Genomic DNA, 17,119 nt, shown 5'->3' on the forward strand with positions numbered 1-17,119 from the left:
CTACGAGGCGTTGATCAACCAGCACCAGCGTCGTCGCAACCCGACTCGCGGTCTGGCCGGTGGCCGTGTCAGCCTGATCCCGCACCAGCTCTATATCGCCCATGAAGTGGGTCACCGCTACGCTCCGCGCGTACTGCTGGCCGATGAGGTAGGTCTGGGCAAAACCATCGAAGCGGGCATGGTCATTCATCAGCAGCTGCTCTCCGGCCGCGCCCATCGGGTGCTGATCCTGCTGCCCGAAACGCTCCAGCACCAGTGGCTGGTCGAGATGCTGCGCCGCTTCAACCTGCACTTCTCCCTGTTTGACGAGGAGCGCTGCATCGAGGCGTTTGCCGATGCGGAGAACCCCTTCGAGACCGAACAGCTGGTGATCTGCAGCCTCGACTTCCTGCGCAAGAAGCGTCGTCGCTTCGAGCAGGTGCTGGAGGCCGAGTGGGATCTGCTGGTTGTCGACGAAGCCCACCATCTGGAGTGGAGTGAAGAGGCGCCGAGCCGCGCCTACGAAATGGTGGAAGCGCTGGCCGAACAGGTGCCGGGCGTACTGCTGCTGACCGCTACCCCGGATCAGCTGGGCCACCAGAGCCACTTTGCCCGTCTGCGCCTGCTCGACCCGGAGCGTTTCTACGACTATGAGGCTTTCCTCGCCGAGGAGCAGGCCTATGGTCAGGTCGCCAGCGCAGCGCAGGAGCTGCTGGATGGCGAGACCCTGAGCGATGAAGCCAGACAGATCCTCGCCAGCCAGCTGGAAGGGCTGGATTTGAGCGATGCGACTGCCCGCCAGCAGGCAGTCGCCAAGCTGCTGGATCAGCATGGCACCGGCCGGGTGCTGTTCCGCAACAGCCGCGCCAATATTCAGGGCTTCCCCGAGCGTCACCTCAACGTCTACCCCATGCCGCTGCCGGAGCAGTACAAGACCGCCATCAAGGTGATGGGCATGATGGGTGGCAATGGTGGCGATCTGCAGACCCGCGCCCTGCGCTACCTCTACCCCGAGAAGATCTTCCAGCAGTTCGAAGGCGACAACGCCACCTGGACCCAGTTCGACCCCCGTGTCGAATGGTTGCTGGAGCTACTGCTCTCAGCTCGCCAGCAGAAGGTGCTGGTGATCTGCTCCGAAGCGGCGACCGCCATCGCACTGGAAGAGGCGCTGCGTACCCGTGAAGGGATCCGTGGTGCCGTGTTCCACGAAGGCATGTCGATCCTCGAGCGGGACAAGGCCTCCGCCTATTTCGCCCAGCAAGAGGGTGGCGCCCAGGTGCTGCTCTGCTCCGAGATCGGCTCAGAGGGTCGCAACTTCCAGTTTGCCAGCCATCTGGTGCTGTTCGATCTGCCCCTCAACCCGGATCTGCTGGAACAACGTATCGGCCGACTGGATCGTATCGGTCAGCAGAATACCGTCGAGATCCACGTTCCCTATCTGGAAGGGACTGCCCAGCGCGCCCTGCAGCTCTGGTATCACGATGGTCTGGACGCGTTCGAGCAGACCTGCCCGACTGCCCGCCCGGTATTCGAAGCGGTACGTGAAGAGCTGTTCGAGCTGCTGGCCGCCAACACCGGCGATCAGGCAGCCCTCGACGCACTGCTGGTCAAGACCCGCGAACTGCACGAGCCGCTCAAGGCCCGGCTGGAACAGGGCCGCGATCGCCTGCTGGAGATCCACTCCAGCGGTGGCGCCGCCGCCCAGCAGCTGGTCGACAAGCTGGCCGCCGAAGATGACGACACTGGTATGATCTCCTTCGCTCTCAAGATGTTCGACGAGATCGGCGTCAATCAGGATGACCGTGGCGAGAACGCGCTGGTGCTGACCCCCGGGGATCACATGCTGGTCTCCAGCTTCCCGGGCCTGCCGCAAGACGGCATGACCATCACCTTCGATCGCAACACTGCCCTGTCGCGGGATGACATGGCGCTGCTCTCCTGGGATCACCCCATGATGCGCGGCGGTATCGACCTGATCCTGGGCTCCGAGATCGGTGCCACCTCGGTCGCACTGCTCAAGAACAAGGCGCTGCCCATCGGCTCCATCCTGCTTGAGCTGATCTTCGTTGCCGAGTCTGCGGCCCATCCCCAGCTCTACCGCTTCATGCCGCCGACGCCGATCCGTCTGCTGATGGACAAGAACGGCCAGAATCTGGGTGAGAAAGTGGCGTTCGATGCCTTCAACCGCCAGCTGACTCCGGTCAATCGCCACCTCGGCAGCAAGCTGGTCACCGCGTCCCAACCGGTGATCCACGGTCTGATTGGCAAGGGCCAGGCCATTGCCGAAGAGCTGAAAGCCGGGATTGTCGACAAGGCCCGTGCCCAGATGGCGCAGACCCTGCAGCAGGATCTGGATCGTCTGGAAGCGCTCAAGGCGGTCAACCCGAACGTGCGAGACAGCGAACTGGATTATCTGCGCAATCTGCAGGCAGAATTGCACCACCTGATCGATCAGACCCAACTCAAGCTGGATGCCATCCGCTTTATCGTGGTCACCCATAACTGACAAGGTACCGACCGACAGCGGCCAGAACCAGCTCAAACTGGATACCCAAGGCCACTTTGTCGTGGTTACCCATAACTGATGGGGGCTTGCCCCCACCTTCTGATGCGAGACATTTATGTTTGAATACTCACCGCCTCTGGAACCCTGGCTCGATATCCTGTTCAAGGACAAGGACATCATGGTGGTCAACAAGCCCACTGGCCTGCTAAGCGTCCCCGGGCGCGGCCCCGAGAATGAAGACAGCGTCCTGCATCGGGTGAAACAACAGCACCCCAAGGCGGCGGCAGCTCATCGCCTCGACATGTCCACCACTGGCGTCATTGTCATTCCCCTCAATCCCAACTCTCATCGGGAGCTGAGCCGACAATTCCGTGAGCGGGAGACCGAGAAGCACTACCTCGCCTGGGTGTGGGGTGAGCCGGAAGCAGAGTCAGGTCAGGTTGACCTGCCGCTCTGCGTCGACTGGCCCAACCGCCCGAAGCAGAAGGTGGATCACGAGGAGGGGCGTCACGCTCTGACCCTGTGGCAGAAGCTGAAGGTGGAAAATGGCAACAGCCTGATCAAGCTGACTCCCATCACAGGTCGCTCGCACCAGCTGCGCGTCCATATGCTGGAGCTGGGGCACCCGATCCTGGGTGACAACCTCTACGCCCATCCGGATGCGCTGGCGGCGGCGCCCCATCTCTACCTGCATGCGGCCAGCCTGACCATCAGCCACCCCCGCAGTGGCGAGCGGATGACCTTCGAGGCGCCGGCTCCTTTCCCGGTCTGATCCCGCAAATCGCAGAGATAAAAAAGCCCCCATCGCGAGATGGGGGCTTTTTCATTAGGGTCAGACGCGAATATCGATCTTGCTTCCCAGAGAAGCGCTGGCCGATGTCGGTGCAACCGGCGCTGATTGCGCTGCGTTTTGCAGCAGCTTCAGCGCAGCTTCGCCCTCTTGGGTCTGCTGTTTCTTGGCCAGACTGGCCGTCATCAGAGCAGAACCAAACGACGCATTTGCAGAACTTGATATATCCATAGGGTTCCTCCTGCACTCAACAGTATCGGCCAAGCGGCCACGAACATAAGCACTGAATGCAAAACAATCTGAAAGTCGCTTTTCTATCAATCAGATAACAATAGCATTCATGGCCCCTGTTCACCGCTGGATGACGCCTTCAAGCTCCTGTGCCGTCATCGGCCGAAGCACCTTGCAAGGGTTGCCAGCCGCCACCACATTGGCGGGCACATCTTTGGTCACCACCGAGCCGGCACCGATGACGCTGTTGTCACCGATGGTGACGCCGGGGCAGATGACGACGCTGCCGCCAATCCAGACGTTGTGACCGATCCGCACCGGCTTGCCGAACTCGACACCCTTGATACGTGGCACCACCGCCACCGGGTGAGCGGCGGTGTAGATCTGCACCCCGGGCGCCACCAGCACGTTGTCGCCGATGTGCACCTCGCAGACGTCGAGGATGGTGCAGCCCACGTTGGCGTAGAAGTTCTCGCCGACGAAGATATTGGCGCCATAGTCGCAGAAGAACGGCGGGTTGATGGCGCACTCCTGGCCGCGGCCACCAAGCAGCTCATGGAGCAGGGCATCCCGCGCCGGTTTCTCCTGCCAGCTGGTGTTGAAGGTGTGATAGAGCCTGCGGCAGCGCTCGCGCGCAGCTTTGAGCTCAGGGTCGCCCGCATCATAAGGCTCCCCCGCCACCATCTTCTGCCACTCGGCACCACGCACCACCTTCTCCATTACCTACTCCATCAGCCAGATCAGGGATTCATAAGGGCGCAGCATACCCGATTGCGGTTGGGCCAAGCTATCCGGGTAGTTGCCGAGCAGCAGCCGACCTTGCCCGCTTTGCAGCTCGGCAGGCAAGGTAAACTCCACCGGCTCGCTGTAGAAGTTGCTCACCACCAGCAGGGTCTGGCCGTTGGCGCGACGGGCATAGGCCCAGATCTGCGGGTGCCCGGTCAGCAGCTCCTGATAATCCCCCAGAGTGAAGATGGGGTGCGCCTTGCGAAGGGCGATGAGATCCCGATAGTGCCAGAACACCGAGTTCTGGTCGGCCAGCGCCGCCTCGGCATTGATCTCGGAATAGTTGGCGGCTGGCTTGAGCCAGGGCGTCCCGCTGGTGAAGCCGGCGTTGGGGGCGGCGCTCCACTGCATGGGAGTGCGCGAGTTGTCGCGGGACTTGGCGCCGAGAATGGCGAGGATCTCGCCCTCGCTCATCCCTTCCGCCTGCTTGATGGCGAAGATATTGCGGCTCTCCACATCCTGATAGTCATCGATGCGCTGATAGCCGGGGTTGGTCATGCCGATCTCCTCCCCCTGATAGATGTAGGGGGTGCCTTGCAGGCCGTGCAGCGTGCTGGCCAGCATCTTGGCGGCCACGACTCTATGCTCGCCCTCATCGCCGAAACGGGAGACGATGCGCGGTTGATCGTGGTTGCACCAGAACAGCGCCGACCACCCCTTGCCGTGCATGCCGCTCTGCCAGTGGTTGAAGATGCGCTTGAGTTCGAGGAAATCGAACGGTGCTTTCGTCCACTTGTCGCCGTTGGGGTAATCCACCTTCAGATGGTGGAAGTTGAACACCATGGAGAGCTCGGAGCCATCGAGGGCGCCATAGCGCTGGCAATGCTCCAGCGAAGTAGAGGACATCTCTCCCACCGTCATGGCCCCCACCGGGGCGAAGACGTCGCGGCTCACGTCCTGCAGGAATTCGTGGATGCGCGGCCCGTCGGTATAGAAGCGGCGACCATCGCCAATCTCGTCGTTCGGGAACGCCTGATCCTTGGAGATAAGGTTGATGACGTCGAGGCGGAACCCGTCCACCCCCTTCTTCGCCCAGAAGTGAATGATGTTTTTGACCTCGGCGCGCACTGCCGGATTTTCCCAGTTGAGATCCGCCTGCTCGCGGGCAAACAGGTGCAGGTAATACTGACCGGTAATCTCATCAAGCTCCCAGGCGCTGCCACCAAACTTGGATTGCCAGTTGTTGGGTACGCCGCCATCCACCGGGTCGCGCCAGATGTAGTAGTCGCGGTAGGGGCTGTTTTTATCCCCCAGCGCCGACTTGAACCAGGCGTGCTCGGTGGAGGTGTGGTTGACCACTATATCCATCAGGATGCGGATGTCGCGCGCGTGGGCGGCGGCCAGCAGCGCCTCGAAGTCGGCCATGGTGCCGTAGGCGGGGTCGATGGCAAGGTAGTCGGCGATATCGTAGCCGTTGTCCACCTGCGGGGAGACGTAGACAGGGGTCAGCCAGAGGGCATCGACGCCCAAGGTCTTGAGATAGTTGAGGCGGGCCATGATCCCCTTGAGGTCGCCGGTGCCACGGGCAGCGGAATCCTGAAAGCTCTTGGGGTAAATCTGGTAAATCACGGCACTCTGCCACCAGGGTGTTTGGCTCATGGGTCTTTCTCTTGTCTCGAATAGAAAATGGAGAGGGCGACCCGCGGGTCGCCCTGATAATCAGTGTCAGGCGCTGGCTTGGGCCAACTTGCCAGCGGCTTGCTGGCGCTTGTAGACCAGCAGGGTCAGCACCACCGGCACCACGATGGCGACCAGCATGGCGATGGCGAACACCGCCCAGTATTGCGGCTGGATGGAGAGGATGCCCGGCAGGCCGCCCACCCCGATGCCGTTGGCCATCACTCCGGCGAAACCGCAGATAAGGGCCGCAAGGCTGGAGCCCACCATGGCGCACAGCATGGGGAACTTGTACTTGAGGTTGATACCGTACATCGCCGGCTCGGTCACCCCGAGGTAGGCGGAGATGGCGGCAGGTACCGAGATCTCCCGTTCGTTCTCCTTGCGGCTAATCAGAATGATGCCGACGACCGCAGAAGCCTGCGCAATGTTGGAGAGGGCGATCAGCGGCCAAATCGGAGTGCCGCCCATGCTCTGCATCAGCTGAAGATCCACTGCGTTGGTGGTGTGGTGGATACCGGTAATAACCAGCGGTGCATAGAGGAAACCGAACAGGGCAGCGCCGATGGGAGCGAAAGAGCCGGTCATGGCGGCCTTGGCAGCGAAACCGACGCCATCACCAATCCAGCGACCGAACGGGCCGATAAAGGCGTGAGCCACGATCACTGCCAGCAGCAGCGAGACAAACGGCACAATCACCAGATAGAGATAGGCCGGAATGATCCGCTTGAGGTTGGTCTCAACCCAGGCTAGGAAGACACCCGCCAGCAGCGCCGGAATGACCTGGGCCTGATAACCCACCTTCTGGATCACGAACAGGCCGAAGTCCCACACCTCGGGAGTCTGCTGACCAATGCCGTAGGCGTTCATCAACTGCGGTGACACCAGCGTCACCCCCAGCACAATACCGAGGATCTCGGAGCCACCCATCTTCTTAACTGCAGACCAGCAAACACCGACCGGCAGGAAGTGGAAAATCGCCTCGCCCAACAGCCAGAGGAAGGCGTGTACCTGAGCCCAGAATTGGCTGATCTCGGTGAGGGTGTGAGTGCCATCGTCAAACATCTTGATGTCGCCGATGACGTTGCGAAAGCCCAGGATCAGACCGCCGGTGATGATGGCGGGCAGCAACGGTACGAAGATCTCCGCCAGATGGGAGATGCCCCGCTCCAGCGGGTTCATGTTCTGGCGCGCCGCCTGCTTGGCGGTCTCCTTGCTGCTACCGCTGACACCAAGCTGTTCGGTCAGCGCCTTGTACCACTGCTCTACCTCGTTACCGATCACCACCTGGAACTGACCGCCCTGGGTGAAGCTTCCCTTCACCGCCGGGATGGTTTCGATAGCCTTGCTGTCAGCCTTGGCCGGATCGTTCAGGACGAAGCGCAACCGGGTCAGGCAGTGGCTGACGGTGGCGATGTTCTCCTTACCGCCGATCTTGTCGATCAGGGTGGCAAGCTGCTGTGCGTTGATCTTGGACATGGGTCTTCCCTCTGTGACGCCATTGAATAGTGGTCTGTATCGCCCTTTTGAGCCAGTCTGTCGGCCGGAGCGTTTTTGGTATCGTTCCCATTTAGCATGCCGACAATCTGGCCAGATCGAAATGGGAACGTTCCCAATTCGTGGCCAGCATCACAAAAAGCGCACTTTTTGTTCAGTCCGGAGTGATGGGGCTCACAGGGTTCGGCAGGGGGCGATTGTCACCAACGGAGGCTGATCCTGCTCAATCTGGCCGAGCAGCTGACGCGCCGCCTGCTCCCCTGCCCCCTTGTAGCCAAGATCGAGACTGAGGGCGTTGGGGAAGAGGAAACTGAGCATGGGATTGTTGCCAAGTCCGGTCACCAGCACCTCGCTACGCCCTTGTTCTTGCAGGTATTTTGCCGCACCGATGGCGAGGGTGTCGCTGGCGCAGACCAGCGCCTGGGTGGAGGGCGTCAGCAGCTCGGCCGCCAGCCGGTAGCCGCTCTGCAGGCTGAGATCGCCGAGGGCGCTGCGCGGGTGCAACCCTTGCTCTGCGCAGTAAGCGAGATAGGCGTCGAGGCGGCGCTGGCCGGTGGTGAGATCCGAGGTATCCACCCCCAGATAGGCGATGTCGCGGGCGCCACGGCTTGCCAGCTGCGCCAGCATGGTGCGCACCGCACCGGCGTCGTCAAAGCAGACCGAGGAGAAACCGGGATATTCACGAGCGACCAGCACCAGCTTCTCTTTCAACGGCGCCATGGCGGCATAGTCCAAGTTATTGAAGGCGAACAGGATAATGCCATCCACCCCGCGCCGCTCCAGCACCGCCAGATGCTCCTGTACCTTGGCGGGGGAGAACTTGCTCTCCATCAGCACAGCATCATAGCCGCGCTGGTAGAGGGTCTCCAGCATGCCGCGCACCGCCTGATTCTCCGAGCTGGAGTCGAGCCGCGAGACGATGATCCCCACCACCTGCTGGCTCTGGCTGCGCATGGCCCGCGCCGATTTGCTCGGCACGAAGCCATGCTCGGCGATGACCTGCTCTACCCGCTCGCGGGTCTCCTGCTTCACCTTGGGATCCTGGTTGAGCACCCGGGAGACGGTCGACTTGCCGACGCCACTCAGTCTGGCGATATCGAGGATGGTCAGTTTCTTGTCCATGAATTGGCTCACAGGAGGCTAGGCGGTGGAATTGCCCACATTGTTGTGATTAACCCCTGTGAATACAAGCCCATGGCGTTAGAATGCCCTTTTTGCCCCGCCGTCAGGGTATGTGGGCACAGCACAGGATGCCCATCATGGATCTGCTGGCCAGTCTGCTCTTCTCCCTCTCCATCACAGGCCCCATCTGCGTGGTACTGCTGCTCGGCATCTTGCTCAAGCGGTTGGGGCTGCTGCCGGATCCCTTTACCGAATCCGCCTCGCGACTGGTGTTTCAGGTCACCCTGCCCGCTCTGCTCTTTCTCAGTATTCTGGGTACCAACTTCGCCACCATGCCGAGCCTCTGGTTTATCGGCTATGGCCTGCTCGCCACCGTTATCAGCTATCTGGTTCTGGAGCTGCTAGCCGGGCGTTTTATCGGGGAGCCGCGGCTGCGCGGCATCTTCGTACAGGGGAGCTTTCGCGGCAACAGCGCCATTATCGGGCTCGCCTATGTACAAAACGCCTACGGCCACGAAGGGTTGGGGGCGGCGGCCTTCTATGTCGGCGCGGTGACCGTGCTCTACAACATTCTCGCGGTGATCACCCTCACCCGCAGTCTCGGCGGCGCCACCGGTATCCGCCCCATACTGCTCGGCATCATCAAGAATCCGCTCATCATCGCCATTGTGGCGGCGCTGCCCTTTACCCTGCTCGGTATCAAGATGCCGCAACTGCTGCTCACCACCGGCAGCTACTTCGCCAACATGACGTTGCCGCTGGCGCTACTCTGCACCGGCGCCTCTCTCAGCCTCGACGCCCTGCGTGGTGGTGCAGCCATTGCGGGCTGGGCCAGCATCATGCGGCTCTGTCTCATTCCGGCTGCGTTCACTCTTGGGGCTGCCCTGCTCGGCTTCAGCCATCTGGAGCTGGGTATTCTGTTCCTCATCAGCGCCACTCCGACTGCCGCCGCCAGCTATGTGATGACCCGCGCCATGGGGGGCGACAGCGTGCTGGCAGCGAACATCATCGCTACCACCACCCTCGGCTCGCTGGTCACTACCAGCCTCGGGGCAACCCTGATGAATTACCTAGGTCTGATGTACTGACCCTGCCCGAAGAAACTGCCACCCTCATCGCCACCACGAACCTTTGCTCGCATGTCACCCATACACCGGCAGGGAGCAACCATGATGAACTATCTGGGTCTTATGTACTGAGGCTTGACCTTGCCGGAGGCGGCAGCTTTAGGCTGGCGCCCATCAACAGAGGAGATATCCCATGACCATCGAACTCACCGTGTCCGGCATGTCCTGTGGTGGCTGCGCCGCCAGTCTGCAAAAAGCGCTGCTGGCCCAGCCTGCGGTCATCACCGCAACCGTCGATTTCGCCAGCAGCAAGGCCGTTATCGAGAGCGAGCTGAGCAAGGCAGAACTGATCGCCCTGATCGAAGCCAAGGGTTTCTCTGCGAGTTAAATTATCTCCATATAGGTATAAAACAGGTTAAAAATCTGTACTCACCTGTCTTTTGGTGAGTTTTATCACAGACCCGGGTTATTAAACGGGCAAACTTGCTGCGATTATTCCAACCATAAGGATTTGCAGCATGACCCTACCGATCCGCAAGACCCTGCTCGCCGCCGTCGTTGGCCTGACCCTCTCCCCCATGGCGATGGCGCTGCCCAACGTCCATATTCTGGCAACCGGCGGCACCATTGCCGGGGCAGGCCAGTCGGCTACCCAGTCCAACTACGAGGCTGGCAAGGTGGCCATCGAGACGCTGATCGCTGCCGTGCCCGAGATGAAAAACGTGGCCGACGTGCAGGGTGAGCAGGTGGTGAAGATCGGCTCCCAGGACATGAACGACGAGGTGTGGCTCAAGCTGGCCAAACGGGTCAACGAGCTGCTGGCCAAGGATGACGTGGATGGCATCGTCATCACCCACGGCACCGACACCATGGAAGAGACCGCCTACTTCCTCAATCTGACCGTCAAGAGCGACAAGCCGGTGGTACTGGTCGGCGCCATGCGCCCCTCCACCGCCATGAGTGCCGATGGCCCGCTCAACCTCTACAACGCCGTGGTGACCGCCTCCGACCCCGCCTCCAAGGGCCGTGGCGTCATGGTGGCGATGAACGACACCGTGCTGGATGCCCGCGACGTCACCAAGACCAACACCACCGGGGTGCAGACCTTCGCTTCCCCCAACTTTGGCCCGCTGGGTTACATCCACAACGGCAAGATCGACTATCAGCGCAGCCCGGCCCGTCTGCACACCAGCAAAACGCCGTTTGACGTGAGCAAGCTCGACAAGCTGCCGCAAGTGGGCATCGTCTACAGCTACGCCAACGCCACCGACTTGCCGGCCAAGGCGATGGTGGATGCCAAGTTCGACGGCATCGTCAGCGCCGGGGTGGGCAACGGTAACCTCTACCACACCCTGTTCGATACCCTGGCCAAGGCGAGCAAGGATGGCATCCGCGTCGTGCGCTCCGCCCGCGTGCCGACCGGCGCCACCACCCTGGATGCCGAGATCGATGATGCCAAGTACGGCTTCGTGGCCTCCGGCACTCTCAACCCGCAGAAAGCGCGGGTGCTGCTGATGCTCTCCCTGACCCAGAGCAAGGATCCGGCCCAGATCCAGCGCTGGTTCCAGCAGTTCTGATCACGGTTGTCTGACAAGTGATTTGCAAGGGCGGGACTTCCCGCCCTTTTCCCTCCTGCAATGCTGCCTCGCCCATTACGCCATTTGGCGGGGTCATCCCTCCCTTTTCCGGCCATCTTTTTCAGCCATCCCAGAGCGCTGTCATCAAATTAGCGAGCCGGATCACCCGCTTTCACAAGCGCATCGCCGCCAAATTCATTACACTGCCAGCGATCTTATCCACTCAAGGAGTGCTGTTGCTGTATGGAAATATTGATCCTGCTGGGATTGATTTTGCTTAATGGCGTCTTCGCCATGTCAGAAATCGCCATCGTCACCGCACGCAAGGCTCGCCTCGGCAAGCTTGCCTCTGAAGGCAACCGCTCCGCCGCCATTGCCCTCAAACTGGGCGAAGACCCGACCCATTTTCTCTCTGCCGTCCAAATCGGCATTACCAGCATAGGTCTGCTCAACGGTATCTACGGCGAATCCCTGCTGGCCCAGCCCTTCTCCCTCTGGTTGCAGGAGTGGGGGCTCCCGGCCAAGAGCAGTGGCCTGATCGCCACCATCATAGTGGTGGTGGTGGTTACTTATCTCTCCATCGTGGTGGGGGAGCTGGTGCCCAAGCGGCTCGGCCAGCTCAATGCCGAGCGCATCGCCTGTCTGGTGGCCCGCCCCATGCACTGGCTCGCCACCCTGACCCGCCCCTTCGTCTGGCTGCTGTCGGCCTCTACCAATGCCAGCCTGCGGCTGCTGCGGGTCAACCAGAACGGCAGCGCCAACGTCACCGAGGAGGAGATCCACGCCATGCTGGTGGAGGGCTCTGAAGCCGGGGTGATCGAGGATCACGAGCACACCATGCTGCGCAACGTCTTCCGTCTCGACGAACGCAGCCTCTCCTCCCTGATGGTGCCGCGCAGCGATATCCGCTATCTGGATCTGGCGCTGCCGCTGGAGACCAACCTGCAGCGGCTGGTGGAGTATCGCCACAGCTATTTTCCGGTCTGCGACGGCAACCTGTCAGAATTGGTGGGTATCATCAATGTCAGCAAGGTGCTGCACGCCTATATCAAGGGGGAGCCCATCGATCTGGCTGCCCTGACCCAGGAGGGCAGCCTGCTGCCCGAGACCCTCAACGGCGTCGAGCTGCTCAACCACTTCCGCACCCACAGCGAACAGATGGCGCTGGTGGTTGACGAATATGGCGAGTTGCAGGGGCTGGTCACCCAGCAGGATCTGCTGGAGGCGCTGGCGGGGGATTTCCAGCAGGAGGATGGCGAGGACAACTGGGCCTTCCGGCGCGCCGATGGCAGCTGGCTGCTCGATGGCCTGATCCCGTTGCCGGAATTAAAGGACTGTCTGGAGCTGGTTCGTCTGCCAGAAGAAGAAAAACATCACTATCACACCCTCGGAGGGCTTATCATGCTGCTCCTTGGTCGTGTTCCACAAACCGGAGACCTGGTGACACTGGAACAGTGGCAACTGGAAATTGTTGACATGGATGGCCTGCGCATCGACAAGGTGCTCGCCATGCCCTTGACCGATCAACCCAGCTAACCTGCGGAGTTTGCAAGTATGGAGCAGTTTTACCAACTGGCTCACGCCTTTATGAATCACGATCTGAACACACTTTCCGATCCCAAGATGGCCTTCATGATCTGTGGTGTGATTCTGACGTTTCTGGTACTGGAAAACGGATTCATCCCTACCGCCTTTCTGCCCGGTGACAGCCTGCTGATCCTCACCGGCGTACTCATCTATCAGGATGTGTTGTCTCTCGGGGTGATCCCGCTGTTGATCATGGCTACCTTTGTCGGCACCTGGCTCGGTTACATGCAGGGGCGCTTCCTTGGCCACACCCAGCTCTACCATCGGCTGATGTCCCACGTGGAAGAGCGACACCAACAGAAGGTCTACCACCTGCTGGACAAGTACGGGATCATCACCCTGATCACCGCGCGCTATATCGCCTTCGTACGCACCGCCTACCCCTACATTGTCGGTGCCACCGAGCTGCCCCAGGGGCGCTTCCTCATCGTCAATCTGATCAGCTCCATCATGTGGATCTGCCCGCTGGTCGGGTTTGGCTACTACCTGAGCCACACCAAGTTGGCAGCCGAATACCAGACCCAGTTCTTCAACATCATCATCTATCTGCCGGTGGCCCTGCTGGTGGGTGGCATGGTGGCGCTGGTCTGGCGCTGGATCAGCAAACGCAGGGCCGCGCAGCCGCGGGATTGACCCCTCGCCCAACGCCCGACCCGAAAGCCCTCGCCAGAGGGCTTTTTTGATCGCCAATTTTGCGCAAATAGCAGAAATAGTCCCGCTCGGCCCTTGTAAAGCCGGGGTAAAAATGAGTGAATCTAGCGCCTTTTTTTGGATGGGAATGGAGTCGGTTGTATGTGGTGTCGGATTCGCGCAGCAGCGCTGGTTGTCGGGTTGATGGGAATGTTGGGATTGCCTGCGGTCAGCGCGGCACCCAACCCTGCCAAACTGGAAGTACGCTCGAGCAGCGCCCTGGTCGTGGATGTAAAAACGGGCAAGACGCTCTACCAGAAGAATGCCACCAAGGTGCGTCCCATCGCCTCCCTCACCAAGCTGATGACAGCGCTGGTGGTGCTGGATGCCAAACAGAATCTCAACCAGACCATCACGGTCGACAAGAACGATCTGGATCGGGTCAAACACACCCACTCCCGCATCCGCATGGGCACCAAGGTGACCCGCCGCGACGCCCTGCATCTGGCGCTGATGTCCTCCGAAAACCGGATGGCCTCGGCACTGGCGCGTCACTATCCGGGCGGTCGCAGCGCCTTCGTGCGAGCCATGAACAACAAGGCCAGACAGCTGGGTATGCGTAATACCCACTTCTACGACTCCACCGGCCTCTCCACCCGCAACGTCTCTACCGCCCAGGATCTGGGCAAGCTGGCTGCCGCCGCCTATCGTCAGCCGCTGATCCGTCAGTTCACTCAGGATGAGAACCGGGAGATGCGCTTCAACGCCCCCGCCTACAGCCTGATGTTCAACAACACCAACCCGCTGGTGAAAAACCCGGATTGGGACGTACGCCTCTCCAAGACCGGCTTCACTGACGAAGCGGGGCGCTGTCTGGTAATGCGCGCCAAACCGGACAGCCGCGAGCTCGCCATCGTACTGCTCAACTCGGTGGGCAAGCGCACCCCCATCGGCGATGCCAACCGAATTCGCAAATGGCTGAAAAGCTGAGTAAATATCTCAACACAAGAGGATGCTGCGGCATCCTTTTTTATTACCCGCAAAACGCCTCAGCAGGCCTTGCAGGATGTCGGTTAGCAAACCCAGGGGGATGAGCGGCGTGGCATCTGCCGTTGCAACAGCAGGCTTGCAGATGAGGCAAAAGCTTGTACCGTTCAGAAGAACGCGGCTCAATAACAGAAGAGGTATAAAAGAGGACAAGAACAGACAGGCAGGAGGGTGACCCGGCCGCCACAGCGAACGCGGATCCACACGACAGGGGTAAATGTCGCCCATAAAAAAACAGCCCCGACCGAAGTCGGGGCTGTCTGTATGGTGCGCCCGAGAGGATTCGAACCTCTGACCACCTGGTTCGTAGCCAGGTACTCTATCCAGCTGAGCTACGGGCGCTCATAAACTTTTGGTACTGCTTGAAATATGGTGCGCCCGAGAGGATTCGAACCTCTGACCACCTGGTTCGTAGCCAGGTACTCTATCCAGCTGAGCTACGGGCGCTCACAAACTTTTGTGTACTGCTTGAAAAATGGTGCGCCCGAGAGGATTCGAACCTCTGACCACCTGGTTCGTAGCCAGGTACTCTATCCAGCTGAGCTACGGGCGCTCATAAATCGTTGTGTCGTTTTAAATGGTGCGCCCGAGAGGATTCGAACCTCTGACCACCTGGTTCGTAGCCAGGTACTCTATCCAGCTGAGCTACGGGCGCCCTGTTTTAAAACGATAAAAAAAGCTTACTTATCAGTAAGCCTTTTCCAAAGTGTCGACTTGCTGATGGTCAACACATGACTCTTGCTTGAGTCGTAATATGGTGCGCCCGAGAGGATTCGAACCTCTGACCACCTGGTTCGTAGCCAGGTACTCTATCCAGCTGAGCTACGGGCGCAAATGGCGGAGAAGGGGGGATTCGAACCCCCGATGCGGGTATAAGCCGCATACTCCCTTAGCAGGGGAGCGCCTTCAGCCTCTCGGCCACCTCTCCGTTTGCGGGGCTGATAATACTTCACAGGGATTTTTAGTCAAACACTTTTTTGGAGAAAAAAGTGCGTTCGCTCAGCATTTGGTCAAAGCGTGGAATATTCAAACAATATCGGCACTTATCCCGCAGTTTCGCGCCCTGCAGGGCAATTTCAGGGGGCCGGAAAAACAAAAGGCGACACATGAGGTGTCGCCTTGTCACAGCCATGAAAGTGGCTTAGAAGCCCGGTTGGCCCGGAACTTTCTCGGCCTGGATGCGCTGGTAGATCTCTTCGCGGTGTACGGAGACCTCTTTCGGCGCGTTAACACCGATACGGACCTGGTTGCCTTTAACGCCCAGTACGGTGACAGTCACTTCATCACCAATCATCAGGGTTTCCCCAACACGACGAGTCAAAATAAGCATTCGCTTGCTCCTGTATCCTGTTTTGTTTTTATATCGATATGCGACATTATCTAACAAAGATACCGATATGGTAAATGGTTGAAACTAAATCAATCAGAGATTGTTAGCCCAAGGGCTGCTCTTGCGGTGCCTGATCCAACCCGAAAGCCGCGTGCAGGGCTCGCACCGCCAACTCCAGATACTTCTCGTCAATCACCACAGAGATTTTGATTTCAGAGGTCGAGATCAACTGCATGTTGATCCCCTCCTCGCCCAATACCTTGAACATGGTGCGCGCAACACCGGGATGGTTCCACATGCCGACACCGACAATGGAAACCTTGGCAATTTCGCCATTTCCCTGCACGCAGGAGGCGCCAAGTTCGGTGGCGGTCTCCTCCAGCAGTGCCCGGGCGCGGCGATAGTCGTCACGATTCACCGTGAAGGTGAAGTCGGCGGTGCCATCTCCCAGGGTGTTCTGCACAATCATGTCGACATCAATGTTGGCGTCGCTGATCGGATTCAGGATCTGCGCGGCAACGGTCGGTCTGTCCGGCACGCCCAGAATGGTCAGGCTGGCCTCGTTGCGGTTAAAAGCGATCCCGGATACCAGGGGAGCTTCCATCCTATCACCTCCATATGTGATTAAGGTTCCCTCTCCATCGATAAAGCTCGACAGCACCCGCAGCGGGACGCGGTACTTGCCCGCAAACTCCACCGAGCGGATCTGCAACACCTTGGCGCCGAGACTGGCCATCTCCAGCATCTCCTCGAAGGTGATGGTGTCGAGACGACGCGCCTTGGGCTCGATGCGCGGATCCGTGGTGTATACCCCATCCACATCGGTAAAGATCTGGCACTCATCGGCCTTGATGGCCGCAGCCACGGCAACCGCCGTGGTATCCGAACCGCCGCGGCCCAGGGTTGTGATGGCGTTATGCTCGTCACGGCCCTGGAAACCGGCGATCACCACCACCTTGCCCGCAGCCAGTTCGGCATGAACCAGCTCGGTGTCGATGCGGGTGATGCGCGCCTTGCCATAGGCGGAATCGGTGTGAATCCGTACCTGATCACCGGTCATTGAGACCGCAGGACAACCGCGTTTGTTCAACGCGATCGCCAGCAGCGCTATGGTGACCTGCTCACCGGTGGAGACCAGTACATCCATCTCCCGCCGGTTGGCATCAGGATCCAGTTGCTGGGCCATGCCCAGCAACCGGTTGGTTTCGCCCGACATGGCGGAGACAACCACCACCACGTCGTGTCCCTGGGCGCGGGTCTGCTCGACCCGCTCAGCTACCGCCTCGATCCGCTCCAGTGTGCCGACCGAGGTGCCGCCGTACTTCTGTACATAGAGTGCCACAGATCACCTCG

Annotated in this window: 15 protein-coding genes and 6 tRNA genes (1 of these 21 only partly in view); 8 read left to right on the forward strand and 13 right to left on the reverse strand. The window is 60.1% G+C overall.

Annotation, left to right across the window (positions count from 1 at the left end; genetic code table 11):
• A protein-coding gene (rapA, locus tag ACTG2W_RS10800; RefSeq protein ID WP_106844196.1) for an RNA polymerase-associated protein RapA crosses the window boundary here: on the forward strand, nucleotides 1-2,485 show its 3' portion. It extends 383 nt beyond the left edge of the window; only the last 2,485 of its 2,868 coding nucleotides appear in the window; the start codon falls outside the window, past its left edge; the stop codon is at nucleotides 2,483-2,485.
• Between the two features lie 115 nt (nucleotides 2,486-2,600).
• On the forward strand, nucleotides 2,601-3,257 hold the full coding sequence (rluA, locus tag ACTG2W_RS10805) for a bifunctional tRNA pseudouridine(32) synthase/23S rRNA pseudouridine(746) synthase RluA (protein WP_069528708.1): 657 nt from the start codon (nucleotides 2,601-2,603) through the stop codon (nucleotides 3,255-3,257).
• Nucleotides 3,258-3,317: 60 nt separating this feature from the next.
• Here rluA and ACTG2W_RS10810 read toward each other — a convergent pair whose 3' ends face one another.
• From ACTG2W_RS10810 to treR, 5 genes are all read right to left on the reverse strand, one after another.
• On the reverse strand, nucleotides 3,318-3,506 hold the full coding sequence (locus ACTG2W_RS10810) for a hypothetical protein (RefSeq protein ID WP_005336040.1): 189 nt from the start codon (nucleotides 3,504-3,506) through the stop codon (nucleotides 3,318-3,320).
• A gap of 120 nt (nucleotides 3,507-3,626) precedes the next feature.
• The gene (locus ACTG2W_RS10815; RefSeq protein ID WP_421309421.1) at nucleotides 3,627-4,226 is read right to left on the reverse strand and encodes a sugar O-acetyltransferase; all 600 of its coding nucleotides are present in this window, start codon (nucleotides 4,224-4,226) and stop codon (nucleotides 3,627-3,629) included.
• Nucleotides 4,227-4,229: 3 nt separating this feature from the next.
• The gene (treC, locus tag ACTG2W_RS10820; RefSeq protein ID WP_421309422.1) at nucleotides 4,230-5,891 is read right to left on the reverse strand and encodes an alpha,alpha-phosphotrehalase; all 1,662 of its coding nucleotides are present in this window, start codon (nucleotides 5,889-5,891) and stop codon (nucleotides 4,230-4,232) included.
• A 66-nt stretch (nucleotides 5,892-5,957) separates the two neighbouring features.
• Nucleotides 5,958-7,388, reverse strand: a complete 1,431-nt coding sequence (gene treB, locus ACTG2W_RS10825) for a PTS trehalose transporter subunit IIBC (protein WP_106844193.1) — start codon at nucleotides 7,386-7,388, stop codon at nucleotides 5,958-5,960.
• A gap of 192 nt (nucleotides 7,389-7,580) precedes the next feature.
• Nucleotides 7,581-8,528, reverse strand: coding sequence for a trehalose operon repressor TreR (treR, locus tag ACTG2W_RS10830; RefSeq protein ID WP_106844192.1), 948 nt, complete (start codon nucleotides 8,526-8,528; stop codon nucleotides 7,581-7,583).
• 137 nt (nucleotides 8,529-8,665) lie between these two features.
• Here treR and ACTG2W_RS10835 point away from each other — a divergent pair, with 137 nt between their 5' ends.
• The 6 genes from ACTG2W_RS10835 to pbpG all read left to right on the forward strand — a co-directional run bounded on the left by ACTG2W_RS10835 (nucleotide 8,666) and on the right by pbpG (nucleotide 14,379).
• Nucleotides 8,666-9,616, forward strand: a complete 951-nt coding sequence (locus ACTG2W_RS10835; protein ID WP_106844191.1) for an AEC family transporter — start codon at nucleotides 8,666-8,668, stop codon at nucleotides 9,614-9,616.
• Between the two features lie 172 nt (nucleotides 9,617-9,788).
• A complete protein-coding gene (locus ACTG2W_RS10840; RefSeq protein ID WP_005336048.1) occupies nucleotides 9,789-9,983 on the forward strand; it encodes a heavy-metal-associated domain-containing protein in 195 nt (64 codons plus the stop codon).
• Nucleotides 9,984-10,113: 130 nt separating this feature from the next.
• The gene (ansB, locus tag ACTG2W_RS10845; protein ID WP_005348754.1) at nucleotides 10,114-11,172 is read left to right on the forward strand and encodes an L-asparaginase 2; all 1,059 of its coding nucleotides are present in this window, start codon (nucleotides 10,114-10,116) and stop codon (nucleotides 11,170-11,172) included.
• Between the two features lie 243 nt (nucleotides 11,173-11,415).
• A complete protein-coding gene (locus ACTG2W_RS10850) occupies nucleotides 11,416-12,708 on the forward strand; it encodes a hemolysin family protein (protein ID WP_005336050.1) in 1,293 nt (430 codons plus the stop codon).
• Nucleotides 12,709-12,726: 18 nt separating this feature from the next.
• On the forward strand, nucleotides 12,727-13,392 hold the full coding sequence (locus ACTG2W_RS10855; RefSeq protein WP_005343012.1) for a DedA family protein: 666 nt from the start codon (nucleotides 12,727-12,729) through the stop codon (nucleotides 13,390-13,392).
• A gap of 159 nt (nucleotides 13,393-13,551) precedes the next feature.
• Nucleotides 13,552-14,379 (forward strand): D-alanyl-D-alanine endopeptidase, encoded by an 828-nt coding sequence (gene pbpG / locus ACTG2W_RS10860; protein ID WP_106844190.1) that lies wholly within the window; start codon nucleotides 13,552-13,554, stop codon nucleotides 14,377-14,379.
• A 322-nt stretch (nucleotides 14,380-14,701) separates the two neighbouring features.
• Here pbpG and ACTG2W_RS10865 read toward each other — a convergent pair.
• The 8 genes from ACTG2W_RS10865 to ACTG2W_RS10900 all read right to left on the reverse strand — a co-directional run bounded on the left by ACTG2W_RS10865 (nucleotide 14,702) and on the right by ACTG2W_RS10900 (nucleotide 17,108).
• Nucleotides 14,702-14,778, reverse strand: a tRNA-Arg gene (locus ACTG2W_RS10865).
• Nucleotides 14,779-14,806: 28 nt separating this feature from the next.
• Nucleotides 14,807-14,883: transfer RNA gene (locus ACTG2W_RS10870), tRNA-Arg, on the reverse strand.
• Between the two features lie 29 nt (nucleotides 14,884-14,912).
• Nucleotides 14,913-14,989, reverse strand: a tRNA-Arg gene (locus ACTG2W_RS10875).
• 25 nt (nucleotides 14,990-15,014) lie between these two features.
• Nucleotides 15,015-15,091 (reverse strand) — tRNA-Arg (locus ACTG2W_RS10880).
• A gap of 100 nt (nucleotides 15,092-15,191) precedes the next feature.
• A tRNA-Arg gene (locus tag ACTG2W_RS10885) sits at nucleotides 15,192-15,268 on the reverse strand.
• Nucleotides 15,269-15,271: 3 nt separating this feature from the next.
• Nucleotides 15,272-15,364 (reverse strand) — tRNA-Ser (locus ACTG2W_RS10890).
• Nucleotides 15,365-15,577: 213 nt separating this feature from the next.
• Nucleotides 15,578-15,766 carry a carbon storage regulator CsrA gene (gene csrA / locus ACTG2W_RS10895; protein ID WP_005336053.1) on the reverse strand — a complete coding sequence of 63 codons (189 nt, stop codon included), beginning with the start codon at nucleotides 15,764-15,766 and terminating at the stop codon, nucleotides 15,578-15,580.
• A 103-nt stretch (nucleotides 15,767-15,869) separates the two neighbouring features.
• A complete protein-coding gene (locus ACTG2W_RS10900) occupies nucleotides 15,870-17,108 on the reverse strand; it encodes an aspartate kinase (RefSeq protein WP_106844189.1) in 1,239 nt (412 codons plus the stop codon).
• Nucleotides 17,109-17,119: the final 11 nt, after the last annotated feature.

Source organism: Aeromonas sp. 96A, assembly GCF_051919165.1.
Classification (GTDB): Bacteria; Pseudomonadota; Gammaproteobacteria; order Enterobacterales; family Aeromonadaceae; genus Aeromonas; species Aeromonas veronii.

Excerpts from the sequence above, each read along its gene's own strand:
- rluA (WP_069528708.1), top strand. The coding sequence starts at position 2,601 with ATGTTTGAATACTCACCGCCTCTGGAACCCTGGCTCGATATCCTGTTC.
- ACTG2W_RS10810 (WP_005336040.1), bottom strand. The coding sequence starts at position 3,506 with ATGGATATATCAAGTTCTGCAAATGCGTCGTTTGGTTCTGCTCTGATG.
- ACTG2W_RS10815 (WP_421309421.1), bottom strand. The coding sequence starts at position 4,226 with ATGGAGAAGGTGGTGCGTGGTGCCGAGTGGCAGAAGATGGTGGCGGGG.
- treC (WP_421309422.1), bottom strand. The coding sequence starts at position 5,891 with ATGAGCCAAACACCCTGGTGGCAGAGTGCCGTGATTTACCAGATTTAC.
- treB (WP_106844193.1), bottom strand. The coding sequence starts at position 7,388 with ATGTCCAAGATCAACGCACAGCAGCTTGCCACCCTGATCGACAAGATC.
- treR (WP_106844192.1), bottom strand. The coding sequence starts at position 8,528 with ATGGACAAGAAACTGACCATCCTCGATATCGCCAGACTGAGTGGCGTC.
- ACTG2W_RS10835 (WP_106844191.1), top strand. The coding sequence starts at position 8,666 with ATGGATCTGCTGGCCAGTCTGCTCTTCTCCCTCTCCATCACAGGCCCC.
- ACTG2W_RS10840 (WP_005336048.1), top strand. The coding sequence starts at position 9,789 with ATGACCATCGAACTCACCGTGTCCGGCATGTCCTGTGGTGGCTGCGCC.
- ansB (WP_005348754.1), top strand. The coding sequence starts at position 10,114 with ATGACCCTACCGATCCGCAAGACCCTGCTCGCCGCCGTCGTTGGCCTG.
- ACTG2W_RS10850 (WP_005336050.1), top strand. The coding sequence starts at position 11,416 with ATGGAAATATTGATCCTGCTGGGATTGATTTTGCTTAATGGCGTCTTC.
- ACTG2W_RS10855 (WP_005343012.1), top strand. The coding sequence starts at position 12,727 with ATGGAGCAGTTTTACCAACTGGCTCACGCCTTTATGAATCACGATCTG.
- pbpG (WP_106844190.1), top strand. The coding sequence starts at position 13,552 with ATGTGGTGTCGGATTCGCGCAGCAGCGCTGGTTGTCGGGTTGATGGGA.
- csrA (WP_005336053.1), bottom strand. The coding sequence starts at position 15,766 with ATGCTTATTTTGACTCGTCGTGTTGGGGAAACCCTGATGATTGGTGAT.